Source organism: Streptomyces sp. NPDC059355 (assembly GCF_042752335.1).
Classification (GTDB): Bacteria; Actinomycetota; Actinomycetes; order Streptomycetales; family Streptomycetaceae; genus Streptomyces.
This window is the reverse complement of sequence record NZ_JBHYXN010000015.1, coordinates 1-26,041: the sequence shown is the minus strand read 5'-3', so window position 1 is coordinate 26,041 and position 26,041 is coordinate 1. Positions and strand designations below refer to the sequence as shown.

Sequence of the window (26,041 nt, the reverse complement as noted above, 5' to 3'; positions counted from 1 at the left end):
CGCTCCGGGCTATTCGCGGGCGAGCATGGCCTGGGCCTCGGTTTCGAGGTCGATGTACGGGTCGCCGCTGACGTCGACGGCGACGCGGTGGAGGGTGGCGCCCGTGAAGGCCCAGGGGCTGGTGCCCGGGTAGCGGTCGGTGACGGCTTCGCCGCCGTCGCGGCCGATGTTGAGGCCTTCGCCGGCGAGGGTGAACCGGCCGGGCTGGGTCTTGATGCGGCCCTCGCCGACCTTGTGGTCGCCGTGGTAGAGGCTCAGGATGCCGGTGGCGACGCCGGGGGAGACCTCGCCGTCCTTGTCGAAGGCCGCGGCGAGGATGAGCTGCTCGCCGACCGGGAGGTCCTGGGTGGCGGTGATCAGCTGGTGGTCGGTGCCGAGGAAGTTGTAGACGTAGTGCAGTCGGTCGTCGCGGACGAAGAGGGCGTGACCGCCGAAGCGGCCGCCGTGGGCGAACAGCACGCCGGAGGCTCCGGGGCCGGGTACGTCCACGAGGGCGCCGATCACGTAGGAGCGGTTGCGGATGTTGACCGCGACCGCCTCGGGGACCTCGGATCCGCCGGGCCGGTAGACGTAGCGGTTGCGGGGCGGCGTGAGCTGCGGGCGGGGCGTGGAGAGGATCTCCAGCGCGGAGCGGTCGTCCAGCGGCAGGGCCTGGTTGACGCCCGCCTCGTAGAACCAGAGGCCGATCATCTCGGTGAGGCGCTGCGGTTCCTGGCGGGCGAGGTCGTGGAGTTCGGAGCGGTCCTCGTCGGTGTGGTACAGCTCCCAGGTGTCCTGGCCGTAGTTGCCCCAGCCGCTGATCGCGGGGTGGGTGGTGACGGCCTTCCAGCCGCGGTGCCAGATGCCGCGGGTGCCGAGCATCGAGTAGAACTGCGTCGTACGGGCGGACGGTACGGCGGCCGCGTCGAACGAGTAGCGCATGCTGACGCCCTGCAGGGGGACCTGCACGTGTCCGCGGACGGCCTCGGGCATGTCCACGCCGATGCAGTCCAGGACGGTGGGGACGATGTCGATGGCGTGGTGGTACTGGCTGCGGATCTCGCCCCGTGAGGCGATGCCGGCCGGCCAGGAGATGATGCACGGGTCGCAGGTGCCGCCGTTGAAGGAGTACCGCTTCCACATCTTGAACGGCGTGTTGAAGGCCATCGCCCAGCCGTTCGGGTAGTGGCCGTACGTCTCGACGCCGCCGATCTTGTCGATCATGGCCATGTTGTCGTCGATGTCGTCGGCCACGTTGTTGAAGAACTTGTTCTCGTTGACCGAGCCGTTCGGGCCGCCCTCGCCGGACGCGCCGTTGTCGGACACCACGACGAAGATGGTGTTGTCGAGCTGGCCGATGTCCTCCAGGTAGGCGATCAGCCGGCCGACCTGGTCGTCACAGTGCGACAGGAACCCGGCGTAGGCCTCGGCCATCCGGGCGAAGAGGCGCCGCTCGTCCGCACTCAGCTCCGCCCACGGCCGGGTGAAGTCCAGGGCGGGGAAGGGCGCGCCGGCGGGCCCGGTGCGGGTGTCCGGGGTGCCGATCGGGTTCAGCGGGGGGAGCTCGGTGTCGGCAGGCACCAGGCCGAGTTCCTTCTGCCGGGCCAGGATCTCCTCGCGCATCGCCTCGTACCCCGCGTCGAAGCGGCCCCGGTAGCGGTCGATCCACTCCGGTGGTGCCTGGTGCGGAGCGTGCGCGCAGCCCGGCGCGTAGTAGAGGAAGACGGGCCGTTCGGGTGCGATGGCCTTGACGTCGTCGAAGTACTGGATGGCCTTGTCGGTGATGTCGGTGCCGAAGTGGTAGCCCTGCTCGGGGGTGGCGGGCTGTTCGACGGGGTGGTTGTCGTGGACGAGGTCCGGGTACCACTGGCTGGTCTCGGCGCCGAGGAAGCCGTAGAAGCGTTCGAAGCCCCGGCCGAGGGGCCAGCTCCGGCGGGTGGAGGCGAGGTTCGTCTCGTTCTCCGGGCACAGGTGCCACTTGCCGGTGATCGCGGTGCTGTAGCCGCGTTCGACCAGGACCTCGGCCAGGGTCGCGCACTCCGGAGGGATGCGGCTGTTGGCGTTCGGGAAGCCGATCGCGGCCTCGCTGATGCACGCCATGCCGTTGGTGGTGTGATTGCGGCCGGTCAGCAGCGCGGAGCGGGTCGGCGAGCACAGAGCGGTGGTGTGCCACTGCGAGTAGCGCAGGCCCTGCGCGGCCAGCCGGTCGATGTGCGGGGTCTCGATCGGCCCGCCGTAGCAGCTCATGGCCCCGAAGCCGACGTCGTCGAGCACGACGTACACGACGTTCGGCGCTCTCTCGGGGGCCTTCGGCTGCTCGTAGGAGGACCAGTCCGGCACCGAGTCACGCACGTCGAGGTTCACCACACCGCGGAATGTCGAAGCCACGGGTCCCGCCTTCCGTCAGCACGCCCCGAGCCGCGAACCGGCACGGGCTTCCTCCGGCCATGCTTGACCGGTACGCGGTGGCGGGCAGGGCGGCACGCAGGGTGCGTGAGCCGACCGGGTGGACGGCCGAGGTGGGCGTGCGCCGGCCGGCTGATGAACGGTTTAACGCACGACGCAGCGGAATCCCAGGTGGCAGGTCGCGGTGTCCTCGCTCTGCCCCTGACGGGCCGCTGGGCGGTAGCGCAGGCAGTAGTCCGGTGCGCACAGGTGCGAACCGCCCTTGATCACCCGCCGTGGGAACCGCTCCGCGGGCGGGGCGCCGGGGCCGCGCGGGGCGGGGGTGTCGACGCGGGGGTTGCGCGGCGCGCAGCAGGCCTTCGGTGCCGGATCGGGATGGCGGGCGGTGTAGTGGTCCACGGTCCACTCCCATACGTTGCCGGCCATGTCGTACAGGCCGTGGCCGTTGGCCGGGTAGGACCCGACCGGGGTGGTGCCGGGGGCGGGGTTGGTCTTCCCCGCCGGCAGGTACTCCCAGGGGAAGCGGCCGTGCCAGGTGTTCGCCATCCTGCGGCCCTTCGGCGCGAAGTCGTCGCCCCACGGGAAGACCGCGGAGTCCAGGCCGCCGCGGGCCGCGTATTCCCACTCCGCTTCGGTCGGCAGATCCTTGCCCGCCCAAGCCGCGTAGGCGAGGGCGTCCTCGTAGGCCACCTGCGTGACCGGGTGCCGCTCGCGCCCGTTCATGCCGCTGCCCGGACGGAGCGGGTGGCGCCAGGACGCACCCGGGACGTAGCTCCACCACCGGTGCCAGTCGTCGAGGTCCACGGGACCGGCCGTCATCCGGAAGACCAGCGCACCGGGCACCAGGCCGTCCGGGTCCGCCCCGGGGTAGTCCGCCGGGTCCAAGGGACGCTCGGCCACCGTCACGTACCCCGTCGACTTCACGAAGCGGCGGAACGCGGCGACGGTGACCGGATGCTCGTCCATCCACATCGCGTCCACCGTGACCGGGTGCACCGGCCGCTCCTCCGGATAGAAGCCGTCCGAGCCCATCGGAAAGGAACCGCCCGGGATCCACACCATCCCGCGGGCCGGAGCCGGGAGCCGGCGCTGCGCAGTCGTCGTCACCGGACCGACGGTGCACCACCCACCACCGGGCCACCCCGCCGACACGCGGGTGCCCGCACCGGCTCCGCCGGCCGGCAGAGTCGGTGCGGGCGGCCGGCGGCTACCGGCTGAGCGACTTGAGCGCCGCCGGGTCGTACGGCTTCAGCTCGTCGAAGCGGTTGCCCAGGACCTTCGCCGCCCACTGCGGGTCCTGGAGCAGCGCCCGGCCGACGGCGACCATGTCGAACTCGTCGCGTTCCATGCGGTCCAGGAGGTTGTCGATGTCGCCGAGCGCCGCACCCTCGCCGGCGAAGGCGCGGAGGAAGTCGCCGTCGAGGCCGACCGAGCCGACGGTGATGGCCGGCCGGCCGGTGAGCTTCTTGGTCCAGCCCGCCAGGTTCAGGTCCGAGCCCTCGAACTCCGGGAGCCAGTAGCGCCGGGTGGAGGCGTGGAACGCGTCGACGCCCGCCGCCGCCAGCGGGGCCAGGATCGCCTCCAGTTCCTGCGGGGTCTGCGCGAGCCGGGCGTCGTAGGCCTCCTGCTTCCACTGCGAGTAGCGGAAGATCACCGGGAAGTCGGCCGCGACGCGTTCGCGGACCGCGGCCACGATCTCCGCGGCGAACTTCGTACGGGCCACCGCGTCGCCGCCGTAGGTGTCGGTGCGGCGGTTGGTCCGCTCCCACAGGAACTGGTCGAGCAGGTAGCCGTGGGCGCCGTGCAGCTCGACGCCGTCGAAGCCGATCCGCTCGGCCTGCTCGGCGGCGTCGGCGAACGCGCCGATGACCTCGTCGAGGTCGGCCCGGGTCATCGCCTTGCCGGTCCCCTCGGTGCCGTCGACGCGGATGCCGGAGGGGCCGACGGCGGGCGCGTCGGCGTACGGCGCCTCGCCCTGCTTGCGCACCATGCCTATGTGCCACAGCTGGGGCACGATCGTGCCGCCCGCCTCGTGCACGGCCGCGGCGACCTTCGCCCACCCCGCCAGCTGGTCCTCGCCGTGGAACCGCGGCACCCGGTCGCTCTGCCCGGCGGACTCGTGGCCGACGTAGGTGCCCTCGGTGACGATCAGGCCCACGCCCGCGGCGGCCCGGCTGGCGTAGTACGCCTGCACGTCCTCACCGGGCACGCCGCCGGGGGAGAACATCCGCGTCATCGGAGCCATCGCGATGCGGTTGGGGACGGTGAGGCCGTTCAGCGTGACGGGCCGGGACAGGATCGCGGCCGCGCGGGAGGCGGTGGACGTGGTGAGGGTCATGCGGGTCCTCCGGGTTGAGGCTGTGGCTCGTCGGGGAGAGAACGAGAAGTGCATAGTACACATCCTATGTATCATGCATATTGCCGCGGCCGGCCCTCGCCTGAGGCCGTCCGCAATAATGGGAGCGCCGGAAGGAGCGGGAGGCGCAGTGTTGGAGAAACTGGAGCGGGAGCTGATGCTGCTCTCGCGGCACCAGGTGCTCGCCCGGCGTGAGCGCGACCCCGAACGCCTGGAGCGGTCGGCGTACCTGCTGCTCTGCCGGATCGACACACAAGGCCCCATGTCCATCGGGCAGTTGGCGGAGGCCTTCGGGCTCGACACCTCGACCGTGAACCGGCAGACGGCCGCACTGCTGCGCTGCGGACTGGCCGAGCGCGTCTCGGACCCGGACGGCGGCATGGCCCGCAAGCTGCGCATCACCGCCGAAGGCGGGCGCCGGCTCGCCGGGGACCGTGAGGTCAACCGGTCCTGCCTGGCCAGGGTCGTCGCCGGCTGGTCCCCCGAGGAGGTGCAGGAGCTGGAGGACGTCCTGGTCCGGCTCAACCGCAGCGCCGAGGCCCTCGAAGGGCGGTACTGGCCGCGCACGGAAGAGGACGACGGCAGCCGCGCCGCATGCCACCCGCCGGTCCCGCGGGAAGCCGCGCCGCGCGCCACGTAGGACCCAACGGAAATCGGCGTGCTTCCCGGTCGGCCCGTCCTGCATCATCACGGGATGATCGGCAACCGGATCACCCATCGCACGGCGGACGGCGTCCGCGTACCAGGCACGTGGCGGCACGCGTTCATATGCAACGGCGGCTCCTACTTCCTCACCGACCTCTTCATCTATGCCGACGGCCTCGTCGACTGCTGGGAACTGGTCACACTCGACGAGTTCGAGGAGAAGCTCCGCACCGGCTGGGTGGCCACCGCCCTTCCGGACGGCGGACGCGCGTCCGCACACGGGCTGGCCTCGTGGACCTTCGGCGGACCGCACACCTGGTCGACGCCGGAGCTCCTGCTCGCCGAGGTCCGCGACACCATCGACGAGCTGAACGGTCGCCCCGACTCGACCGGCCGCTGCCTCGCGGCGGTGGACGTCTTCATGGGCGACCGGACCGAGGGCAACCGGGCTGCTGCCCTGGCCGCCTACCTGGCCATCCCCGAGACGGTGCGCCTTTACGCGCTCGGCGACATGGACCGCAAGGACCACCCCCTGCGGGTACTGGTGGCCGGTCCCGGCGGGAGGGCGCCGGACCGGCCCGAGGAACCGGTGACGCAGGAGGAGTACGACGAGGCGATCGCGTACTTCGAGCAGCGGGCACGGTGGCTCACGGAGGCCCCTTCACGCGTGCCGGCCGACGGGGCGGCCGACTCCGTCGCGCACCTACCCCTCGGTGGCGCACGCCTACTGGGCCCTGTCCGTCGCCGAACCGCAGGCGCGTGCCGCGGTGGCGACGGCCGGGACGGGGGCGAAGGCCCGCACCCTCGCCGCCGCGGCTCCGCGGTGCGAAGGCTGGGACCGGGCACGGACCGCGGTCATGGCCCGATTGCTGCGCGCCAAGTACGAACAGCACCCCGGCCTTGCCGAGATCTTGTTGTCCACGGGTGACGCGACGGTGCTCTACGACGACGCGGACTCGGGCTTCTGGGGCGACAACGGAGGCCGGGGCCGCAACTGGACGGGGCGCCTCCTGGAGCTCGTCCGGTCCGAGCTGGCGGTCCGGCAGGCCCCCATCGGCTGACTGCCCGGAGGGGCTTCCCGGAGGGAGCTCACAGCATGACGTGTTTGGCCTGCGTGTAGTCGAGCAGGCCGGACAAGGAGAGGTCGGTGCCGTAGCCGGAGTGTTTGACACCGCCGTGGGGCATCTCGGAGACGGTGGTGCCGTGGGTGTTCACCCAGACGATGCCCGTGTGCAGGATCCGGGTCGCACGCATGGCGCGGTCGTGGTCCGAGGTCCAGACGCCGGCGGCGAGGCCGAAACGTACGTCGTTGGCCAGGCGAAGGGCCTGCGCCTCGTCGGTGAACGGCTGGACCGTCACGACGGGGCCGAAGGTCTCCTCCTGCACTATCTCGTCGTCCTGGCGCACGCCCGCCACGACGGTGGGTTCGACGAAGAAGCCCGGTCGGGCGAGCCGCGCGCCGCCGGTGACGATCTCGGCATGGGCCGGGAGGCGGTCGAGCTTGGCCCGTACCGAGGCGAGCTGGGCCGCGTTGTTGAGGGGCCCGAAGTCGGCGTCCGGGTCGCTCGGCGGGCCCGTGCGCAGCTTTCGCGCCGACGCCGCGAAGGCCGCGAGGAACGCGTCGTGCACCCGGTGGTGGACCAGGAGCCGGGTGGGCGCGGTGCAGTCCTGGCCGGCGTTGTAGTAGGCGACGGCGGCCAGGGCCGCGGCCGTCGCCTCGACGTCCACGTCGTCGTGGACGATGACGGGGGAGTTCCCGCCCAGCTCCAGGTGGACGCGTTTGAGGTCGGCCGCCGCGGCCGCCGCGATCTCCCGGCCCGCCCGCACACTGCCCGTGACCGCGATCAGGGCCACGTCGCGGTGGGCGGTGAGCGCCCGCCCGGTGTCGCGATCGCCGCAGACCACGTTGAGGACGCCCGGTGGCAGGTGTGCGGAGGCGATCCGCGCGAGCAGTGCGGAAGAGGACGGGGTGGTGTCGGCGGGCTTGAGCACGGTCGTGTTGCCGGCGGCGATCGCCGGGGCGATCTTCCACGCCGCCATCATCAGCGGGTAGTTCCACGGGGTGATCTGGGCGCAGACTCCGACCGGTTCGCGGCGCAGCAGGGAGGTACGGCCCTGGGTGTACTCCGCCGCGGCCGCGCCCGGGAGGTTCCGGGCCGCCCCGGCGAAGTAGCGCACCGTGTCGACGATCGCGGGCAGCTCCTCGTCCCTGAACTGCCGCACCGATTTGCCGGTGTCCGCGGTTTCCGCGGCCGTCAGGGCGTCCGCGTGCGCCTCCATCGCGTCGGCGAGGCAGAGCAGGGCGCGCTGGCGGACGGCCGGGGTGGTCGTGGACCAGTGCTCGTACGCGGCCGACGCCGCCGAGACGGCGGCGTCGGTGTCGGCCGCACCGGAGCGCGGGGCGCGGGCGTGCGCCCGGCCGGTGGCGGGGCCGGTCAGTTCCATCGTCTCGCCGGAGGCGGCCGGCCGGTCCACGCCGCCGATGTGATTGAGCACGGTGACGGTCGGGGTGTCAGCCACGGCGCAGCACCTCCTCGGCGGTGTCGCGCCCGGTGCGCACGGCGCCCTCCATGTAGCCGGCCACCCACTGGTCGGACCCGCAGACGTAGAAGGGCGGTTCATGGGTGCCGTGCCGTGGACCGACGGCCATGACGTCACCGGGGGTCCACTGGGTGACGTACCCCCGGGTCCACGGGTCGGTGCCCCACATACGCAGATACGTGGCGAGCGGGCGGTGCGCCTCGTCGCCGTAGAGGCGGGCGATCTCGCCGAGCAGCTCGGATTCCCGCAGGTGGGCGGGTGTGCCCAGGAGTACGCCGAACCGTTCGGGCGGGACGAGGGAGGAGAGGATGCCCTCGCTCTGCGGCCAGGTGCTGCCGAGGACCCCTTCGCATTCGGAGAGGCCGCTCAGGCCGTGGTCGCGCCAGAAGGGCCTGTCGTAGGCGGCGGTGAACTTGGCGGCGAGGGCGTGCCGTTGGCGGTGCAGGGAGGCGAGGCGGTCGTCGCTCACCCCGGTGACGGCGACCGAGCGGAGAGGGCCGACGGGGAGGGCGCTGACGAGGGCTGCCGCGGTCAGGGTCTCGCCGCCGGCCAGGCGTACGGAGCAGCGGCCGGGGGACACCGTGACCGCCTCGGCCGCGGAGCCGGTCCGTATCCGCCCGTCGAGGGCGTCGGCCATGCGCAGGGCCACGGTCGCCGAGCCCTCGGCCACCCGCAGGCCCTCCCACGCCTCGTACTCGTAGTGGCCGATGCCGGGGACGGCGGCGTGTTTGCGCAAGGAAGCGAGCAGGGAGGTGCGTTCGCAGGAGCCGTCGGCGAGGGCGAGCTGTCCGATCTCCCAGAGGCGTACGACGGCCGGGGCCGCGCCCTCGGCGCGCAGCCAGTCGCCGACGGACAGCCGGTCCAGGGAGATGGCGCCGGGGTGGGACCACGGGTCGTCCGGGTCGACGGTGCGGGCGAGAGCGGCGAAGGCGGCGGTGACCTTTCGGTGGCAGGCGTCGTCGCCGGGCCCGAACCAGTGGGGCGGCTCGGTGGCGGAGACCCCTTCGGGGGTGGCGCGGACGAGGGCGCCGGGCTCGGCGACGTAGCTGGGGACCAGGGTGAGGCCCAGTTCGGCGACGAGGTCCGTGTAGGCGGTGTGGGACCGGCCGACCACCTCTCCGCCGAGTTGGACGAGGCGGCCGTCGGGGAGGCGGGTCTGCTCGACGCGCCCGCCGACCCGGTCTCGGGCCTCGACGACGAGGACGTCGGCGCCGCCCTCGGCCAGGTCGCGTGCGGCGGCGAGACCTGCGAGGCCCGCGCCGAGCACGATGACGTCGTGGTTCATGGGGGTGTTCCTTCGCTGGGTGCGGGAAGGCTGCTGGGAAGGCGGCCGGAGCGGCGGCCCGGAGGGGTCAGGCGAGGACCAGGCAGTGTTCGGGCTTCCAGCCGATCTCGACGCGCTCGCCGCCGCTCCAGCGGTCCTCCATGCGCGAGCGCATGGTGTTCTGCTCCAGAACGGACACCGTCACGCCAGGCGCCAGTTCGATGAGGTAGGTGGTGGTCGCACCGCCGTAGACGGTCTCCCGCACGACTCCGCCGACCCGGGCCATGCCCGGTTCGAAGTCGGAGAGCCAGATCTTCTCCGGCCGGATCGAGAGGCTGACCGCGGCGCCGTCGGGTACCGCGGACCGCAGGCCGACGGGCAGCGCGGGGCCCTGCTCCAGGACGACCTCGCCGGAGCGGTAGGTCCCGGGGACGAGGTTGGAGGTGCCCATGAAAGAGGCCGTGAAGGTGCTGGTGGGGCGCTCGTACACGTCCTCCGGCGTGCCGCACTGCTCGATGCGGCCCTCGTTCATGACGGCGATGCGGTCCGACATGGTCAGCGCCTCGTCCTGGTCGTGGGTGACGAAGACGAAGGTGATGCCGACCTCGCGCTGGATCTGCTTGAGTTCGACCTGCATCCGGCGGCGCAGTTTCAGATCGAGGGCGGCCAGCGGCTCGTCCAGCAGCAGTACTTGGGGGCGGTTGACCAGGGCGCGGGCGAGGGCCACGCGCTGGCGCTGGCCGCCGGAGAGCGTGGGCGGCTTGCGGGCGGCCAGGTGCCCGAGCTGTACGAGGTCGAGCATGCCGGCGACCCGCTCGCGGATCTCGGCGCGGGGCACGCCCTTGCGCTTGAGGCCGAAGGCCACGTTGTCGGCGAGGGAGAGGTGGTCGAAGAGGGCGTAGCTCTGGAAGACGGTGTTGACGTTGCGCTTGTCGGGCGGAAGCCCGGTGACGTCCTCGCCGTCGAGCAGGACGCTGCCCTCCGTGGGATCGGCGAAGCCGCCGATCATCCGCAGCAGGGTGGTCTTTCCGCAGCCGGAGGGGCCGAGGAGGGAGAAGAACTCGCCCGGGGCGATGTCGAGGGTCACGTCGCGGACGGCGTACGCGTCGGCGCTGCCGGCGTACTGCTTGCAGACCCGGTCGAGCCGGACTGCGGGGTGCGGGCGCGGGAGCGGGGGACGGGGAGGGTGCTGCATGGGGTCACTTCCCGGAGAGCAGATCGAGGCCGCCGCGACGGCCGAACAGGCGCGGGATGGCGAGGGCGAGGACGATGAGCGCCACGGAGCCGAGGAGCATCAGGGTGCCGACGGCGTTGATGGTGGGCTGCACGCCGAACCTGATCGCCGAGTAGATGCGTACGGACAGCGGCTGCGGATCGACGCCCGTGGTGAAGTAGGCGAGGACGAAGTCGTCGAAGACGAGGGCGAAGACCAGGACGGCCGAGGCCAGGATGCTGGGGAGCAGCGCGGGCAGGGTCACCAGGCGCAACGCCTGCCGGCGGGTGGCGCCGAGGTCCATCGCCGCCTCTTCCACCTCGGGGTTCAGGGCGGCGATGCGGGAGCGCAGGATGACCGTCACGTACGAGATGGAGAAGGTGATCTCGGCGAGCATCACGGTGCCGGTGGACAGCGTGATGCCCGTGCCCTTGAAGAGGAGCATCGCCGCGACGCCGGTGACGATCTCCGGGGTGATCAGCGGGACGAGCATGACCAGGCCCGCGAAGGAGCCGAGCCGACTGCGCGCGCGTACCAGCCCGAGCGCGAGGGCCACGCCGAGGACGAGCGAGCCGGCCATGGCGACCAGGGAGATGCGCAGGCTCATGCCGAGCGAGTCGAGCAGTACGTCGTCGTGGAAGAAGGCCTCGTACCAGCGCAGGCTCAGCCCCTCGAAGACGGTCAGGGACTTCTGCGCGTTGAAGGAGAACAGGACGACGACGCCCACCGGGAGGTAGAGGAGCACGAAGAAGAGCACGGTGACCGCGATCGCGAAGCGGGGCCGTCGCTCGGCGCGTCGTCTCATCGGGCCGCCTCCGCCTCGTCCTTGCGGGTGCGCCGCAGGTAGCCGAGCATCCCGAGGAACAGGACCGCCATCAGCAGCATGGTCAGGGCCGAGCCGAGCGGCCAGTTCTGGCCCTGGAAGAACTTGTCCTGGATCAGGTTGCCGATCATGATCTGGTCGGGTCCTCCCATGAGCTGGGCGCTGACGAAGTCGCCCATGGCGGGCAGGAAGACGAGGACGCAGCCGGCGGCGGCGCCCTGCCGGGTGGCGGGCACGGTGACGAAGAAGAAGGTCCTCAAGGGGCCCCCGTAGAGATCGCGTCCGGCCTCGATGAGCGAGGTGTCCATGCGTTCCAGGGCCGCGTACAGCGGGATGATCATGAACACGATGAAGCCGTAGACGAGTCCGGCGACGACGCCCGCGCCGGTCTGGAGGATCTTGGTGTCGTCGCCGGCGATACCGACCGCCCGCAGGGCCCGCAGCAGCGGTCCGTCGTCGGAGAGGACGACGGACCAGCCGTACATCCGCACCAGGTAGTTGGCGAAGAACGGGACCACGATGGCGGCGATCAGCGCGTTCTTGAAGCGCCCGCCGTGCAGCGCGATGGTGTAGGCGACCGGATAGGCCACGGCCAGGCAGATGGCACAGGTCAGGAGTGCGTAGCCGAGGGAACGCAGGAGGACCGTGCTGTACGCCGGGTCGGCCAACGTGGCGATGTTGTCGAAGTTGAGCCCGAAGCGCGGGTTTCCCAGCGGATCGGTGGTGCCGAACGCCAGGGTGGCCACCAGGACGAGTGAGGCGAGCAGGAAGCCGGTCATCCACAGGGTGCCGGGGAGCATGAGCCAGGTCCAAAGCCGTGCCCCCGACGCGGACGGCCCCCGGCCCGGACGGGTCGCCCCGGATGGTGTGCGTCGTGTCATGTCAGCCGGCCTTCACGTCGGTCCAGGCGGCGTCGCGGGCCCGCTCGCCCGCCGCGGTGCCGTTGCGGAAGAAGAGGTCGGCCCCCAGGTCTTCGGCGGTCACCAGACACTGCGGGAACGGCTCCACGAGCGCGGCGTAGGTGTCCTCGGTGCCGCGCACCGGCATCGGGTAGCCGATGTACTCGATGTTCTTCTTCACGTTCTCCGGGCGGAGCATGTAGTCGATGAAGAGCATCGCCGTGCCCGGGTGCCGGGCGTTGGCGGGTATGGCGTAGCAGTCGGAGTTGACGGGAGCGCCCTCCCGGGCGACCTCGAAGCCGAAGACGGCCGGGTCCTCTGCCTGGGCGAGCATGGAGGCCATGTCCCCGCTCCAGGCCTGCGTCATGTCGGCGTTGCCGTTGAGGAGGTTGTTGTAGCTGTCGCTGGAGAAGCCGCGCAGCCGGGGGCGGAGCGAGCGCAGGGCGTCGCCGACGCGGTCGAGCTCGGCGGGGTCGCCGGTGGAGAGGCCGAGTCCGAGCTTGAGCGCGCCCATGCCGAGCACCTCGTCCCGGTCGTCGAGTACGAAGACCTTGCCCTTGGCCTGCTCGTTCCACAGGTCGCTCCAGGAGCCGGTGAGGTCCCCGAGGCGGTCGCGGCGCCATCCGATGCCGGTCTTGTACATGGTGAAGGGGACGGTGTGCGCGGAGCCGGGGTCGTACCAGGGGTCGGCGAAGTAGCCGTAGCCGCCGAACACCGCCTCGGCGTTCCTCAGCCGGCCGTGGTCGATCGTGCGCAGCCTGCCGCCCGCGGCGAGGCGCTGGGCCCACTTCGCGGTGGGGAAGATGATGTCGTAGCGGTTGCCGGCGTTGAGCTTGGCTGCCATGCCCTCCATGGAGTCGAAGTTCGACTGGACGACCTTGACCCCGTACTCCTTCTGGAAGCCTTCGAAGACGGCCGGATCGACGAAGTCGGCCCAGTTGAAGTAGACGAGGTCGCCGTCGACCTTGACGTCGATCGGGGTGTGCGCGGCCGCTGCTCCGGCCGGGTCGCCGTCGGATGCGAACCCGCAGCCGGCCGCCGTGAGGGCGAGGGCCGCGGTGGTGCCTGCGCGGAGGAAGGAGCGTCTGGTCAGGGGAAGTGCCTCGGGGGACATCGGGGTCCTCTCCGTAGGGGCCCGCTGCCGTGGGGGGACGGCGGGAGGGGAACAGCGGCGGGGGTGGTGGTACGGGGGTGGTCGTACGGGGCGCGGTCGTACGGGGCGGGGCGGCGCGGGCCGCGGTGGTGCCCGGTGTGCCCGCGCGGACGACGCGCTTCAGCGGGAGCGGCTCGCGGCTCTCACGGCTCGGCTCACGGTCAGGCGGCGTCGAGGTCGGCCCGGATGCGTCCGGCGAACCAGCCGACCGCCGACTCGCGGCGCGACAGGGGTCCGGGCTCGAACCCGGGGGTGGAGAGCCCCTTCTGGACGCGGGCGACCAGCTCGGCGTCCTCGTCGTTGGTGATCCAGCCGATGTGGATGTTCAGGCGCCGGGCCAGCCGGGTGCGCAGGCTGGTGCCGCGGCGGGTGTAGAACGCGCCGGGTACGGCCACCCGGTCCACCGCCGTCGGGATCGCGGTCCACGCGAGGACGTGGTCGGGGTAGAAGTCGATGAGGGTGTTCGGGTAGATCACCGCGTACCGCCAGACCCTGCGGTCGGCCTCGGCGAGGCCCGGCATCGGGGCGGCGATGCGCTGGTAGAGGCGTTCGGGCCAGTTGGAGGAGGGCTTGTCCCGCAGCGGCGAGGTGAACAGGGCGTAGGACTCCTCGATGTCGCAGGTGTAGCCCTGGTAGTCGAGCAGCCGCATCAGCCCGGGGTGGGCCACCGGGACGTGGTAGCCCTCCAGGTAGTTGTCGACCGCCACCTTCCAGTTGGCTTCCTGCACCTCGGCGCCCGCCAGGTCGTGGATACGGGCGCGGCCGACGGGGACGAGATCGGCTCCGGCGTAGTGGCCGACCGCCTCGGCCAGGCCCGCGCAGCTCTTCGCCAGCGGTACGGCGTCGGGGTCGAGGTTGACGAAGACGAAGCCGAGGAAGGACTCGACGCGGGCCGGGAACAGGCTGAGGTTCGGCTTGTCGAGGCAGGGGATCTGCCGTGCCTCCGGGGCGCCGACCAGGCTTCCGTCGAGTCGGTACGTCCAGCCGTGGTACGGGCAGCGGATCGCCTTGCCGTCCGGTTCCGGGGCGGTCACCAGGCGGGTTCCGCGGTGGCGGCACACGTTGAGGTGGGCGGCCAGGGCGCCGTCCTCGGTACGGACGACCAGTACCTCGCGGTCCGCGACCGTGGCGGCGAGCCGGGCTCCGGGGCCCGGGAGGTCGGACTCGTGGCAGACGACCTGCCAGGACTTGCCGAAGACGTGCCGCATCTCCGCGGCGCCCGTCTCGGGATCGGTGTAGTAGCGCGCTGACAGGGCGGGCCCGGGGGAGTCCTGGCCGGGCGGGCCGATCGGTGTTCGGGGGGCTCTGTGCTGCATCGGGTGACTCCTTGCCGTACGTGCGGCGATCGGTGTCGGCGATCGGAGCGAGCGAGCGATCGGAGTGAGCGATCGTGTCGAGGCGACCCAGCTGCGGGCAGGGGGAGGTACGGCGGACGCCGCGACCTCGCTGACCGATTGGACAGCCAGATTGCTGGCTCATTTCCGCCGGGTCAAGACTTGTGGGCTGACCGATCGGTCAGCTAGCGTGATTGCTATCGCTGACCGATCGGTCAGTCAACGTGTCACCCGTCGCTGCTCCGGCGCCACCGTGCATCCGCCCTGTTCCCCGCGCCGGAAGCAGCCTTGCCCGCCCCGGCATCCGCCCGGGCCCGCACCCCCGCACCCCCCGTTGCGCCGCACGATCCGGCGTCCCCCTCGGCGAACCCCGGGCTTCCCCTCACGCCCGGGCCCCGCCGGCGCCGGCCGTCCCGGCACCCCACCCCTCCCGGAGGCACGTATGAGCGGTCGTCGGCGTCTGGACTGGCTCGGCCTCACCCCCGAACCGGAGCGGGAACTGCCCCTGGCGGTCGCCGCCCTGCGCGCCCCGCCCCCGGCTTCGCCGTCACTCCCGCCGGAGGCCCCTGCTCCGGCCGGGGAACCGGCGGCCGAGGACCCGGCAGCCGCGGATCCGGCAGCCGCCGAGCGGCGGCGCGTGGAGCGCCTGGTCCTGCGGGGCAGCCGGCACGGCTGGCTCCGCTACCTGGCCGAGGTCACCGAGCTGGTGACCTCCGTGGCCGAGGGCTCACGACCGGGCGACCGTGCGGCCGCCCTGCTCGCCGCGGAGGTGGTCCTCGACCACCACCGCATGCTCATCGGCCTCCCGGGCACCGGGTACGGCCGCACCGCCGAGGACCGTACCGCGCTGGAGAACGCCGTACGGACCCTGCGGACCCCCACCCGGACAGGAGGCAGCCGATGACCGCGATCCGACTCCCGACGGCGCAGCCGCCGGACTCCGTGTTCGGAGCGCGACCGGACGTGACGGAGAGCGCCGGGGCGTACCGCGCCGGCGGCGGCTACCGGAGCGCCGTCGGCCCCGACGAACTGCTGCACCACCTCGACGCCTCCGGCCTGCGGGGCCGCGGCGGGGCCGGATTCCCGGTCGCCGTCAAACTGCGAGCCGTCCGAGAGGCCGGCATGCGAGAGGGCGCTGTACGAGAGGGCGCCGTACGAGAGGGCGGCGGCGTCCCGGTCGTGGTCGCCAACGGCGAGGAGGGCGAGCCGGGTTCCGTCAAGGACCGCTGGCTGCTCCGGGCCCGGCCCCACCTGGTGCTCGACGGCCTCGCCCACGCCGCAGCGATGACCGGGGCCGCACGCGGCTACGTCTACCTCTCCGACGCGGAAGCGGGCGCCCGCGTACGCCGGGCCCTCGCCGAGCACCCGCCGCCCCTGCCCATCGAGGTCGTCGAGACCGACCGCACCTACGTGGCCGGCGAGGAGTCCGCGGTGGTCCGCAGGATCGACGGCGGCCCGGCCCTGCCCACCGCCAAACCGCCCCGCCCCTTCGAACGCGGCGTCGGCGGCGCGCCCACCCTGGTCTCCAACGTCGAGACGCTGGCCCGCATCGCCCTGACCGCCGCCCGGCCCGGACTGCGGCTGCGGATCGCCCGCTCCACCCTGGTGACGCTGTCCGGCGGGAGCGGCACACCGCTGCTCACCGAGATCCCGTACGGCGTCCCGCTGCGCACCCTGGCAGCCGCCCACGGCACCCCGGACGCGGCCGGGGCCCTGATGGGCGGGCTGTTCGGGGGACTCGTCGGCGCCCGGGGCCTGGACCTTCCCCTCGAGCCCGGCGCGCTCGCCGCGGCGGGCACCGCACTGGGCTGCGGAGCGATCCGCCTCCTGGCCGCCGGCGCCTGCCCGGTGACCGTCGCCACCGCGGCCGTCGGCCACCTCGCGGCCGAGAGCGCACGGCAGTGCGGGGTCTGCGTCACGGGCACCGCGGCCGTGCACGACGCCCTGCGGGCCCTCGCCGCGGGCACCGCCGGGCCGCAGACCCTGGCGAACCTGACCCGGTGGTCGCGCGCCCTGCCCGGCCGCGGCGCCTGCGGGCTGCTCGACGCCGCCGCGGGCACCGCCGGCAGCCTGCTGCGCGCCTTCCCCGAACGCATCCCCTTCCACCTCGGCGCGGCCTGCCCCGCCTGCGCCGCCGGCCTGCCCGCGGACGGCCCCGGACGCCTCGCCGTCGCCGTACCGGAGGTCGCCGACGCGCCCTCCGCCCATATCGCGCCGCCCGCGCTGCCCCCGCTGCCCGCGCTGAAAGGAACGCCGTGAAACTCCTGCTGGACTCCACCCGCTGCCAGGGCTACGGACTGTGCCAGGAGCACGCCCCCGAGCTCGTCGAACTCGACGAATGGGGCTACGCGAACCTCATCGCCCTCGCCGTCGAGCCCGCCGCGGAGGAAGCCGCGCGCGCCTGCGCCGACAGCTGCCCCAACGCCGCCCTCCGAGTGGAGAAGTGACATGGGACGCGACCTGACCGCACTGTTCGACCCCGGTTCGGTCGCCGTGGTCGGCGCCAGCGACGACCCGGCGAAGTACGGCCACGCCGTGGCCTCGCAGGCACTGCGGGCCCCGGGCCGCAGGCCCGTCCACCTGGTCAACCGGCGCGGCGGCACCGTCCTCGGCCGTACCGCGGCCACCTCGCTCGCCGCGATCGGCGAACCCGTCGAGCTGGTGGTGATCTCCGTTCCCGGAGCCGGCTTCGAGGCCGCCGTCGACGACGCCCTGGCCTGCGGGGCGAGGGCGATCGTAGGCATCACCGCCGGCTTCGCCGAGGCGGGGCCCGAGGGTCTGGCCCGCCAGCAGGCGGTCGCCGAGCGCGTCCGCGCCGCCGGAGCCGTCCTGGTAGGCCCCAACTGCCTCGGCATCGCCGACAACACGACCGAGCTGTACCTCGCCTCCGACCGCTTCGCACCCGGCGGCGTGGCCCTGCTGAGCCAGAGCGGCAACCTCGCCCTCGAACTCCAGCTCCGCGCCGCCCCGCACGGCCTGGGCTTCTCCCGCTTCGTCTCCCTCGGCAACCAGGCCGACGTCACCCTCGTCGACCTCGTCGAGGACTGCGCCCGCCACGAGGCCACCTCGGCCATCGCCGTCTACGCCGAGGACTTCGGCGACGGCAGGGCCTTCGCCCGGGCCGCCGCGGCGGCCGGCAAGCCGGTCGTGCTGCTCACCGCGGGCCGGGGCGCCGCCTCCGCGCGCAGCGCCCAGTCCCACACCGGGGCGCTCACCACCTCGGCCGACGTGGTGGCCGCGGCCTGCCGCGACGCGGGGGTGGAACTCGTGCACACGCCGCGGGAGATGACGGTCGTACTCGCGGCCCTGGCCGCCGGGCCGGGGACACGTGCGAACGGCCGCAGGACCGCCGTCTTCACCGACGGCGGCGGCCACGGCGCCATCGCGGCCGACGCCGCCGAGGACGCCGGGCTCGACGTGCCGGAACTCGGCGCGCGGGCACAGGAGCGGCTGCGGACCGTGCTCTGGGAGCAGTCCGCGGTCGGCAACCCGGTCGACCTGGCCGGGATGGGCGAGCAGAACCCCCTCTCGTACGCCGGTACGGTCGCGGAACTGCTCGCCGCCGACGAGGTCGACGCCGTCCTGATGACCGGCTATTTCGGCGGGTACGCCGCCTCCGACGGAGGCCTGGGCGGCGGCTCGACCGGCGGCGCGGACGGGGGCCCGGACGGCGGCTCCGTCCTCGCGCAGGGCGAGCAGCGGGCCGCCCGCGCGATCGTCAGGCACCTCGCGGCCGCGCCGAAGCCCCTGGTCGTGCAGTCGATGTACCCGCAGTCGCCGAGCTGCCGGGTCCTGGCCCGGGCCGGGGTGCCGGTGTTCGCCGCGACCGAGGACGCCGCCCGCGCACTGGCGGCGATGACCGCCCGGGGGGCCGCCGGCGCGCCCGGGCTCCCCGACCTGCCGGCGCCCGCCGCGCCGCTGCGGGACACGGGGTACCACGGGGTACGGGCCCTGCTCGACTCCGCCGGCGTGCCGTTCCCGCCCGCCCGCGAGATCACCGACGAGGCCGGACTGCTGGCCGCGGCCGAGGAGTTCAAGGGCCCGTACGTGCTCAAGGCCCTGCACGTCCTGCACAAGTCCGACGCGGGCGGCGTCGCGCTGCGGCTGGCCGACCGGGAGGCGCTCCTCGCCGCCCACCGGGACATGCACGCCCGGCTCGGCGCGCCCTCGTACTCGGTCGAGGCGATGGCCGACCTGACGGACGGCATCGAGCTGATCGTGGGCGTGAACCGCGATCCGCGGTTCGGTCCGGTGGCGCTCGTCGGGCTCGGCGGGGTGCTCACCGAGACCCTGCGCGACGTCGCCTTCGCGCTCGCGCCCGTACCGGCCCGGCGGGCCGGTGAACTGCTCCGCGGCCTGCGGACCGCCGCCCTGCTGAAGGGCGTACGCGGCCGGCCGGCCGTGGACGTGGCCGCGGCGGCCGCCGTCATCGAGCGCGTCACCACGGTCGCCGCCGCGCATCCGGAGATCGCCGAGCTGGAGGTCAACCCGCTCCTGGTGCGCCCCGACGGGGCTCTCGCCCTGGACGCGCGGGCCGTCCTGCTCTGAACCCCGCACCCCCTCCCGCCCCTTCACGCCCCGGAGAACACCATGGACTTCCGCTACACACCCGAGCAGGCCGACCTCAAGGCCCGCGCCGCCGCCTACACGCGGCTCCTGATGAGGTACGAGGACCAGTCCGAGGAGGCCGGCGGTCCGCTGCCCGCCGACACCGTCCGCGAGTTGACCCGAGCCGCCATCGAGGCGGGCGTCTACGCCATCAACATGCCCGCCGAGTGGGGCGGGGCCGGGCTCTCCCTGCTGGACCAGGTCATCGTCGAGGAGGAGTTCGGCAAGGTCACCAACTGCCTGTGGGACATCCCCTGGCGACCCGCGAACGTCCTGGCCCACGGAACCGGGGCGCAGCGGGAGAAGTACCTGCTCCCCGTCATCCGGGGTGAGCGCTTCGACGCGTTCGCCGTGACCGAGCCCGGCGCGGGCTCCGACCCGGGCTCGTGCACCAGTACGGCGGCCCGTACCGACGGCGGCTGGCTGCTGAGCGGCGAGAAGTGGTTCGTGACCTGCGGCGACATCGCCGACTTCCTGCTGGTGCAGGCCGACGCCGGGCCCGAGCGGGCGGCGACCCTGTTCTTCGTGGACAAGGAGGCAGCGGGCGTGGAGATGACCCGCGTCCCCCGGTTCATGCACTCCGCGGTGAACGGGCACCCCGAGTTCACCTTCACCGACGTCTTCGTCCCCGACGAGGACGTGCTCGGCGGCGTCGGAAACGGCTACGAGCTGACCAAGGAGTGGTTCACCGACGAGCGGCTGATGATCGCCGCCCGGACCGTCGGGGCGGCCGAGCGGGCGCTGGAGCTCGCCCGGGACTGGGCGGTGGAGCGCCGTCAGTTCGGTTCGCCCATCGCGGACTTCCAGCTGATCCAGGGGATGCTCGCCGACTGCGCGGTCGACATCGCCGTCAACCGGGCCTACACCCACCAGGTCGCCTGGGAGGCCGATCAGCCGCACACCGACCGCAAGACCCTGCACGCCAAGGCGTCGACGGCGAAGCTCGCGGCGAGCGAGGCCGCAGGGCGGGTCATCGACCGCTGCGTACAGATCTTCGGCGGCCGCGGCTACGACCGCTCCTACCCCGTCGAGCGCATGTACCGCGAGCTGCGCGTCGACCGGATCTGGGAGGGCACCTCCGAGATCCAGCGCCTGATCATCGCCAACGAGCTCGTCAAGCGCGGCACCCGGGCCCTCGCGCTGCCCGGCGCCTGACCCCCGTACCGCACCCCGTACCGAACCCCCGTACCGCACCGCCGTTCAACGATCGAAGAGGAGTGACATGGACTTCCGCCTCACCGTCCGTCAGGAAGAGCTCAAGGGCTCGGCGCGCGCGCTCACCGACTTCATCATGAAGTACGAGGCCGACTGCGAGGAGAACAACGGCCTGCCCCCGCACGCCCACACCGAGATCCGCGACGCCGTCCTCGACAGCGGCCTGCAGGCCGTCAACATGCCGGCGGAATGGGGCGGCGCCGGGCTCACCATCCTGGAACAGGTCACCGTCCAGGCCGAGCTCGGGCGGCTGACCGGCGCCCTGTGGGACATGGTGTGGCGCCCGGCCAACGCCCTGTCCTTCTGCACGCCCGAGCAGCGGGAGCGCTACCTCGTCCCCGTCATCCGGGGGCAGCGGCGCGACTGCTACGCGGTGAGCGAGCCCGAGGCCGGCTCGGACCCGCAGAGCCTGCGGACCACGGCGACGCGGACCGAAGGCGGCTGGGTGCTGAACGGCGAGAAGTGGTTCGTCACCGTCGGCGACCACGCGGACTTCATGATCGTGCTCGCCGCCGCGGGGGAGGAGGGCGCCCCGACCCTGTTCCTCGTGGACAAGGAGACCCCGGGCATCGAGATGACCCGGGTGCCTCGCTGGATGCACACCTTCGTCTACGAGCACCCCGAGTTCACCTTCACCGACGTGCGCGTCCCCGAGGACGCCGTGCTGGGGGAGGTCGGCAACGGCTACGACATCACGCGCTCCTGGTTCACCGAGGAACGGCTGATGATCGCCGCCCGGACGATCGGGGCGGCCGAGCGGGCGCTGGAGCTCGCCCGGGACTGGGCGGTGGAGCGCCGTCAGTTCGGGTCGCCCATCGCGGACTTCCAGCTGATCCAGGGGATGCTCGCCGACTGCGCGGTCGACATCGCCGTCAACCGGGCCTACACCCACCAGGTCGCCTGGGAGGTCGACGAGGGCCGGATCGACCGCAAGACGCTGCATGCCAAGGCGGCCATCGCCAAGCTGGCGGCGAGCGAGGCCTCCGGCCGCGTCATCGACCGCTGCCTGCAGATCTTCGGAGGCCGCGGCTACGACCGCTCGTACCCCGTCGAACGGCTCTACCGCGAACTGCGCGTCGACCGCATCTGGGAGGGCACCTCCGAGATCCAGCGCCTGATCATCGCGGGTGAACTCGTCAAGCGCGGCACGGGCGTGCTGCACATGCCTTCCTCCGTGTGACCGCAAGGCGGTCCGGGGCCCGGTCCGGGCTCCGGTGCGGGGCCCGGACCGCCGCCGCGCACGGCACCAATCCTGCACGTGAAGGGAGAACCGATGACCGATGTGGAACGGGTCGGGATCGTGGGCTGCGGCCTGATGGGATCCGGCATCGCCGAGATCTGCGCCCGCGCAGGCCGCGGCGTCGTGGTGGTGGAGACGAACGGGACGGCCGCGGACGCCGGCCTGAAGCGGATCACGCGCTCCCTGGCGCGCGCCGCGGACACCGGGAAACTCACCACGGCCGAACGGGACGCCGCGGCCGGCCGGATCACCATGACCACGGACATGGCCCTGATGGCGGACCGGGACCTCGTGGTCGAGGCCGTGGCGGAGGACGAGAGGGCGAAGCTGGAGGTGTTCGCCCGGCTCGACGAAGTGGTGGAGCGCCGGGACGCCGTGCTGGCCACGAACACCTCCTCCATACCCGTCATCCGGCTGGCGGCCGCCACCTCGCGCCCCGGCCAGGTGGTGGGCCTCCACTTCTTCAATCCCGTCCCGGTGCTCCCCCTGGTCGAACTCGTGCCCTCGCTGCTCACCGACGAGGGGACCGCCCGGCGCGCGCACGCCTTCGCCTCCGAGGTCCTGGGCAAGCAGGTCGTCCGCGCCCAGGACCGGGCGGGATTCGTCGTGAACGCGCTTCTCGTGCCGTACCTGCTGGCCGCGGTCCGGATGGCGGAGGCCCGGGCCGCCTCCGCCGAGGACATCGACCGGGGCATGACCCTCGGCTGCGCCCACCCGCTCGGGCCGCTCGCGCTGGCCGACCTCATCGGGCTGGACACCGTAGAGGCCATCGCACGGTCGATGTACGCGGAGTACCGGGAGCCGCTGTACGCCCCGCCGCCGCTGCTGGCCCGGATGGTGGACGCGGGCCTGCTCGGCCGCAAGACGGGCCGGGGCTTCCACACCTACCCCTGACCGGCGTGCCCCGACGGCCGGTACCAGGGGGCGTGATGAGCGAGGATGGGGGTCCGGCGGCCGGCAGCCGGACCCGACCACCCACCCGCCCTGCGGGCGCCGACACGGGGAGTAGCCAACGTGACCAAGGCCGAGCGTGCACTGGAGACGCGCGAGCGCATCCTCAAGGCCGCGTGCGAAGTCATCGCCGACATCGGCTTCGAGAACGTCAGCATGCGCAAGGTCGCCGAACACGCCGGGGTTTCGAAGGCGCTGCTGCACTACCACTTCGACACCCGCGAGAAGCTCTTCGCCGAAGCCATGACGCACTCGTTCGCCCAGACCGGCACGGATGCCGAGGACGGAGGGGACACCACCCCGGCCGCGGTCGTCCTGGCCCGCATCCTGCGCAGCATGCTCCCCAGCGACGCGGATCTGCGCCAGGACTGGAAGCTGTGGCAGGAGCTGTGGGTGCGCGCACAGCGTGACCAGACGGCCCGTCACCTCGCCGTGGACCTGTACGACCAGCTCCACGCCTGGGTCGGCGGAGCCGTGCAACGGGGCATCGAATCGGGCGAGTTCACCGAGTGCGACGTCGCCGCGGTCAGCACGCTCGTCCTGGCCCTCTGCGACGGCCTCGGCATCCGCCTGATGCTGGACGACCCCCGGGTCGACCTCGCCACGGCCCGGTCGACGATCTGGCGGACCGTCGCCCCCGCCCTCGGGATCGCCCCGGTCTTTCCGGAGGTGTGACACCCCTTCCGGGAGGTGTCACACCTCACGCGGGGGGCGCGACCTCCACGCTGTAGACGAGGAACCGGTGGTCGGAGAGGTTCTTCTGGCCTTCCGGGGCCGTCGGCTCCACGAAGCAGGACCGCGGCTTCAGGTTGCTGAAGAGGTAGTCGAGCTTGGTGTTGCTGGAGTGGGTGGCGGTGCCGGTGCGGCCCGGGAAGTTCTTCTGGTCGCACTCCTTGTACGCGGAGTACAGGTCCGCGGGCTTCCACACCTTGGCGTACTTCGCGCCGGCGTCGGGCGGCAGAGTGTTGAAGTCGCCGCCGAACACCACCTCGGGGGAGTCCTCGACGATGTCGGAGACCGCGAGCTGGTAGTCGTCGCGGTAGTCGAGGCCGGGGTAGTCCGGATCCTCCTCGCTCAGCTCGCGCGGGCTGTGCACGGCGCACAGCCGGACCTCGAAGTAGTCGGCGGTCGCACAGTGGAAGGGCGGGACCAGTGCCGTACTCGGCTGCACCATCGGGTACTTGAGCGGGGCCGACAGGCCCGCCTTGACCACGATTGCGGTGCCGACGTCGTCGTTCGGGTCCAGCGGCTCGCTGGTGCCCGGCTTGGTCTCGCACGGGCTGACCGTGGTGATGACACCCTTCTGCGACCAGTGGTACGGCTGGAAGCTGGCGCTCCACGCCGGGCCGAGCTCGGCGGTCAGCTTCCGCAGGGTGCTCTGGCGGACCTCCTGCAGCAGCATGGCCTGCACGTACCGCTGCTGGACCTGCTGCTTCAGCAGCGCGACCTTCGCGTCGGTCTGCCGCTCCGTGCATCCGCCCCACCGCACGACGTCGCACATGTTCCAGCTCAGCACCTGCAGGTTGGTCCCGGCCGGCGGGGTCGCCGCCACACTCGCCCCGGGCCCCACCCCGAGCACCACCAGCGCGGCCCCCGCCGCCAACCCCAAGAACTTGCGCATGACCGCTCTCCCCGTAACCCGGCCTGTCGGGCCGATCCCACCGACGAAGATCGAAACTCTACGCAACGCGTCCCGCGCGCGGCCTCGCCGGCCGCTGCCCGGCTCGGGTGGGCCCTGTCCGCCCGCTGGACCGTCACGGTCGGCCAGATCCGCGTCCACCCCGGCGTGCGCCGGCCCACCGGTGTCCGGTGGCAGACGTATCGTCCGGCATCGTCTACAGTGCCGTAGACGAAAGGGCAGCCTTGCCTAACCGAGGGTCTGCCGTGGCTTTGCCGTTCCGCCATGCCTGGGAGTGCCCATGTCTTCATCCGCCCGCTCGGCGCTTCTTGCGGCCGCCGGTCTCGCGATAGTCACCGCCACGGCCACGGGGTGCGCCCAGAAGGACGATGGCGGCTCGGCCGGCGCCCTTCAGGTGACCGCGTCGGACCGTGCCTGCGAGGTCTCCAAGACCGAGTTCCCGGCGGGCAAGGTGACCATCCAGGTGGAGAACAAGGGCTCCAAGGTCACCGAGCTGTACGTGCTCTTCCCCGATGACCGGATCGTCGCCGAGCGCGAGAACATCGGCCCGGGCACCAAGGCCACCGTCACCGCCGAGATCAAGGCGGGCGACTACGAGTTCGCCTGCAAGCCCGGCATGAAGGGCGACGGCATCCGCACCAAGGTCAAGGCCACCGGCAGCGGCGGCGACAAGCGCAGCCCCGAGCTGGACGCAGCCGTCGCGGCGTACCGCGGCTACGTGCTCGCGCAGGCCGAGGAGTCCCTCCCCGCGGTCAAGACGTTCACCGACGCCGTCCGCGCCGGGGACGTGGAGGCCGCGAAGCGGGCCTTCGCCTCCTCGCGGCGTGGCTGGGAGCGCACCGAGCCGGTCGCAGAGTCCTTCGGCGACATCGACCCGAAGACCGACGTCCGCGAGGACGGCCTGGAGCCCGGTCAGAACTGGACCGGCTGGCACCGGCTGGAGAAGTCCCTGTGGGCCGACAACAGGATCGGCGACGAGGAGAAGGCCCTCGCGTCCCGGTTGGACACCGACATCGCGGAGTGGCACAAGCGCGTCGGCACGGCGGAGATCACCCCCACCTCCATGGCCAACGGCGCCAAGGAACTGTTGGACGAGGTCTCCCGCAACAAGGTGACCGGCGAGGAAGACCGCTACAGCCACACCGACCTGGCCGACTTCAAGGCCAATGTCGAGGGCGCCGAGAAGGTCTATGAGCTGCTGAAGCCCGTCACCGTGAAGAACGACGCGGAGCTGGCCAAGACCCTGGAAGCCCGGTTCACCGCGATCAACACGCTGCTGGACAAGTACCGGGCGGACGAGACCGGCTACGACTTCACCGTGTACGACAAGGTCGCCGAGGAGCAGCGCAAGGAGCTCTCGGACGGCGTCAACGCGCTCGCCGAACCGCTCTCCAAGCTCGCGGCGGCCGTCGCCAAGTAGCCCGGATACAGCAAGCAGACCAGAAGCAGGCAAGGGAGCAGTGATGTCCGAACCGGACCCGGAGTCCGGTCAGAGCGGCAGCGGCGCGACCACGGACGTGGCCGGCGACGGCACCTCGAGGCGGGCGCTGCTCGCCTGGGGCGGGGCCGGGCTTGCGCTCGGCGCCGCCGCGGCCGGCGCCGCCGTGGCGGTCGTGCGCCGGAACTCCGAGCCCGCAGTCCCCGGCACCCTGGGGACGGCGGTGCCGTTCCACGGCGAGTACCAGGCCGGTATCGCCTCCGCCGTCCAGGACCGGCTGCACTTCGCCGCGTTCGACGTGAAGACGAAGGACCGCGCCGAGCTCGTCCAGCTCCTG

General features: G+C 72.5%; 22 protein-coding genes and 1 pseudogene. 12 read left to right on the top strand and 11 right to left on the bottom strand.

Annotation, left to right across the window (positions count from 1 at the left end):
• Positions 1-9: 9 nt before the first annotated feature.
• The 3 genes from ACFXGI_RS16555 to ACFXGI_RS16545 form a co-directional block, all read right to left on the bottom strand.
• Complete coding sequence (locus ACFXGI_RS16555; protein WP_384706565.1) at positions 10-2,367, bottom strand: arylsulfatase; 2,358 nt, start codon at positions 2,365-2,367, stop codon at positions 10-12.
• A gap of 162 nt (positions 2,368-2,529) precedes the next feature.
• Positions 2,530-3,492, bottom strand: coding sequence for a formylglycine-generating enzyme family protein (locus ACFXGI_RS16550; protein ID WP_384706563.1), 963 nt, complete (start codon positions 3,490-3,492; stop codon positions 2,530-2,532).
• A gap of 100 nt (positions 3,493-3,592) precedes the next feature.
• Positions 3,593-4,723, bottom strand: coding sequence for an NADH:flavin oxidoreductase (locus ACFXGI_RS16545; protein WP_384706561.1), 1,131 nt, complete (start codon positions 4,721-4,723; stop codon positions 3,593-3,595).
• Between the two features lie 118 nt (positions 4,724-4,841).
• Between ACFXGI_RS16545 and ACFXGI_RS16540 the strand changes: the two genes are divergently transcribed.
• Both ACFXGI_RS16540 and ACFXGI_RS16535 read left to right on the top strand, forming a co-directional pair.
• Positions 4,842-5,381 (top strand): MarR family winged helix-turn-helix transcriptional regulator, encoded by a 540-nt coding sequence (locus tag ACFXGI_RS16540; RefSeq protein ID WP_384706559.1) that lies wholly within the window; start codon positions 4,842-4,844, stop codon positions 5,379-5,381.
• A gap of 718 nt (positions 5,382-6,099) precedes the next feature.
• On the top strand, positions 6,100-6,447 hold the full coding sequence (locus ACFXGI_RS16535; RefSeq protein WP_384706557.1) for an NADAR domain-containing protein: 348 nt from the start codon (positions 6,100-6,102) through the stop codon (positions 6,445-6,447).
• 28 nt (positions 6,448-6,475) lie between these two features.
• On the opposite strand, the gene ACFXGI_RS16530 is transcribed toward ACFXGI_RS16535, so the two are convergent.
• From ACFXGI_RS16530 to ACFXGI_RS16500, 7 genes are all read right to left on the bottom strand, one after another.
• On the bottom strand, positions 6,476-7,906 hold the full coding sequence (locus ACFXGI_RS16530) for an aminobutyraldehyde dehydrogenase (RefSeq protein WP_384706555.1): 1,431 nt from the start codon (positions 7,904-7,906) through the stop codon (positions 6,476-6,478).
• Positions 7,899-9,212, bottom strand: a complete 1,314-nt coding sequence (locus tag ACFXGI_RS16525; protein WP_384706553.1) for a flavin monoamine oxidase family protein — start codon at positions 9,210-9,212, stop codon at positions 7,899-7,901. The genes ACFXGI_RS16530 and ACFXGI_RS16525 overlap by 8 nt, the downstream gene beginning before the upstream one ends.
• A gap of 67 nt (positions 9,213-9,279) precedes the next feature.
• Complete coding sequence (locus ACFXGI_RS16520; protein WP_384706551.1) at positions 9,280-10,386, bottom strand: ABC transporter ATP-binding protein; 1,107 nt, start codon at positions 10,384-10,386, stop codon at positions 9,280-9,282.
• Between the two features lie 4 nt (positions 10,387-10,390).
• Complete coding sequence (locus ACFXGI_RS16515) at positions 10,391-11,209, bottom strand: ABC transporter permease (RefSeq protein ID WP_384706549.1); 819 nt, start codon at positions 11,207-11,209, stop codon at positions 10,391-10,393.
• On the bottom strand, positions 11,206-12,027 hold the full coding sequence (locus tag ACFXGI_RS16510; RefSeq protein WP_384706547.1) for an ABC transporter permease: 822 nt from the start codon (positions 12,025-12,027) through the stop codon (positions 11,206-11,208). Before ACFXGI_RS16510 ends, ACFXGI_RS16515 begins: the two co-directional genes overlap by 4 nt.
• Before the next feature lie 82 nt (positions 12,028-12,109).
• Complete coding sequence (locus tag ACFXGI_RS16505) at positions 12,110-13,240, bottom strand: spermidine/putrescine ABC transporter substrate-binding protein (RefSeq protein WP_384706545.1); 1,131 nt, start codon at positions 13,238-13,240, stop codon at positions 12,110-12,112.
• Between the two features lie 200 nt (positions 13,241-13,440).
• Complete coding sequence (locus ACFXGI_RS16500; RefSeq protein ID WP_384706543.1) at positions 13,441-14,595, bottom strand: aromatic ring-hydroxylating dioxygenase subunit alpha; 1,155 nt, start codon at positions 14,593-14,595, stop codon at positions 13,441-13,443.
• A gap of 460 nt (positions 14,596-15,055) precedes the next feature.
• Here ACFXGI_RS16500 and ACFXGI_RS16495 point away from each other — a divergent pair, with 460 nt between their 5' ends.
• The 8 genes from ACFXGI_RS16495 (at position 15,056) to ACFXGI_RS16460 (ending at position 23,302) form a co-directional block, all read left to right on the top strand.
• Complete coding sequence (locus ACFXGI_RS16495) at positions 15,056-15,517, top strand: hypothetical protein (protein WP_384706541.1); 462 nt, start codon at positions 15,056-15,058, stop codon at positions 15,515-15,517.
• Entirely contained in the window at positions 15,514-16,872 is a 1,359-nt protein-coding gene (locus ACFXGI_RS16490; RefSeq protein ID WP_384706539.1) for an NADH-ubiquinone oxidoreductase-F iron-sulfur binding region domain-containing protein, read from the top strand. Before ACFXGI_RS16495 ends, ACFXGI_RS16490 begins: the two co-directional genes overlap by 4 nt.
• Positions 16,869-17,060, top strand: a complete 192-nt coding sequence (locus tag ACFXGI_RS16485) for a ferredoxin (RefSeq protein ID WP_384706537.1) — start codon at positions 16,869-16,871, stop codon at positions 17,058-17,060. Before ACFXGI_RS16490 ends, ACFXGI_RS16485 begins: the two co-directional genes overlap by 4 nt.
• A gap of 1 nt (position 17,061) precedes the next feature.
• Positions 17,062-19,161: an acetate--CoA ligase family protein gene (locus tag ACFXGI_RS16480; protein ID WP_384706535.1), complete on the top strand. Its 2,100-nt coding sequence runs from the start codon at positions 17,062-17,064 to the stop codon at positions 19,159-19,161.
• 42 nt (positions 19,162-19,203) lie between these two features.
• A complete protein-coding gene (locus tag ACFXGI_RS16475; RefSeq protein ID WP_384706533.1) occupies positions 19,204-20,376 on the top strand; it encodes an acyl-CoA dehydrogenase family protein in 1,173 nt (390 codons plus the stop codon).
• Between the two features lie 67 nt (positions 20,377-20,443).
• The gene (locus ACFXGI_RS16470; RefSeq protein WP_384706531.1) at positions 20,444-21,616 is read left to right on the top strand and encodes an acyl-CoA dehydrogenase family protein; all 1,173 of its coding nucleotides are present in this window, start codon (positions 20,444-20,446) and stop codon (positions 21,614-21,616) included.
• Between the two features lie 93 nt (positions 21,617-21,709).
• Positions 21,710-22,570: a 3-hydroxybutyryl-CoA dehydrogenase gene (locus tag ACFXGI_RS16465; RefSeq protein ID WP_384706529.1), complete on the top strand. Its 861-nt coding sequence runs from the start codon at positions 21,710-21,712 to the stop codon at positions 22,568-22,570.
• 120 nt (positions 22,571-22,690) lie between these two features.
• Complete coding sequence (locus ACFXGI_RS16460) at positions 22,691-23,302, top strand: TetR/AcrR family transcriptional regulator (RefSeq protein WP_384706527.1); 612 nt, start codon at positions 22,691-22,693, stop codon at positions 23,300-23,302.
• A gap of 25 nt (positions 23,303-23,327) precedes the next feature.
• Here ACFXGI_RS16460 and ACFXGI_RS16455 read toward each other — a convergent pair whose 3' ends face one another.
• Entirely contained in the window at positions 23,328-24,248 is a 921-nt protein-coding gene (locus ACFXGI_RS16455; protein WP_384706525.1) for an endonuclease/exonuclease/phosphatase family protein, read from the bottom strand.
• A gap of 298 nt (positions 24,249-24,546) precedes the next feature.
• Between ACFXGI_RS16455 and efeO the strand changes: the two genes are divergently transcribed.
• Positions 24,547-25,686: an iron uptake system protein EfeO gene (gene efeO / locus ACFXGI_RS16450; protein WP_384706523.1), complete on the top strand. Its 1,140-nt coding sequence runs from the start codon at positions 24,547-24,549 to the stop codon at positions 25,684-25,686.
• Between the two features lie 43 nt (positions 25,687-25,729).
• A pseudogene (locus tag ACFXGI_RS16445) lies at positions 25,730-26,041 on the top strand (deferrochelatase/peroxidase EfeB); the annotation flags it as partial.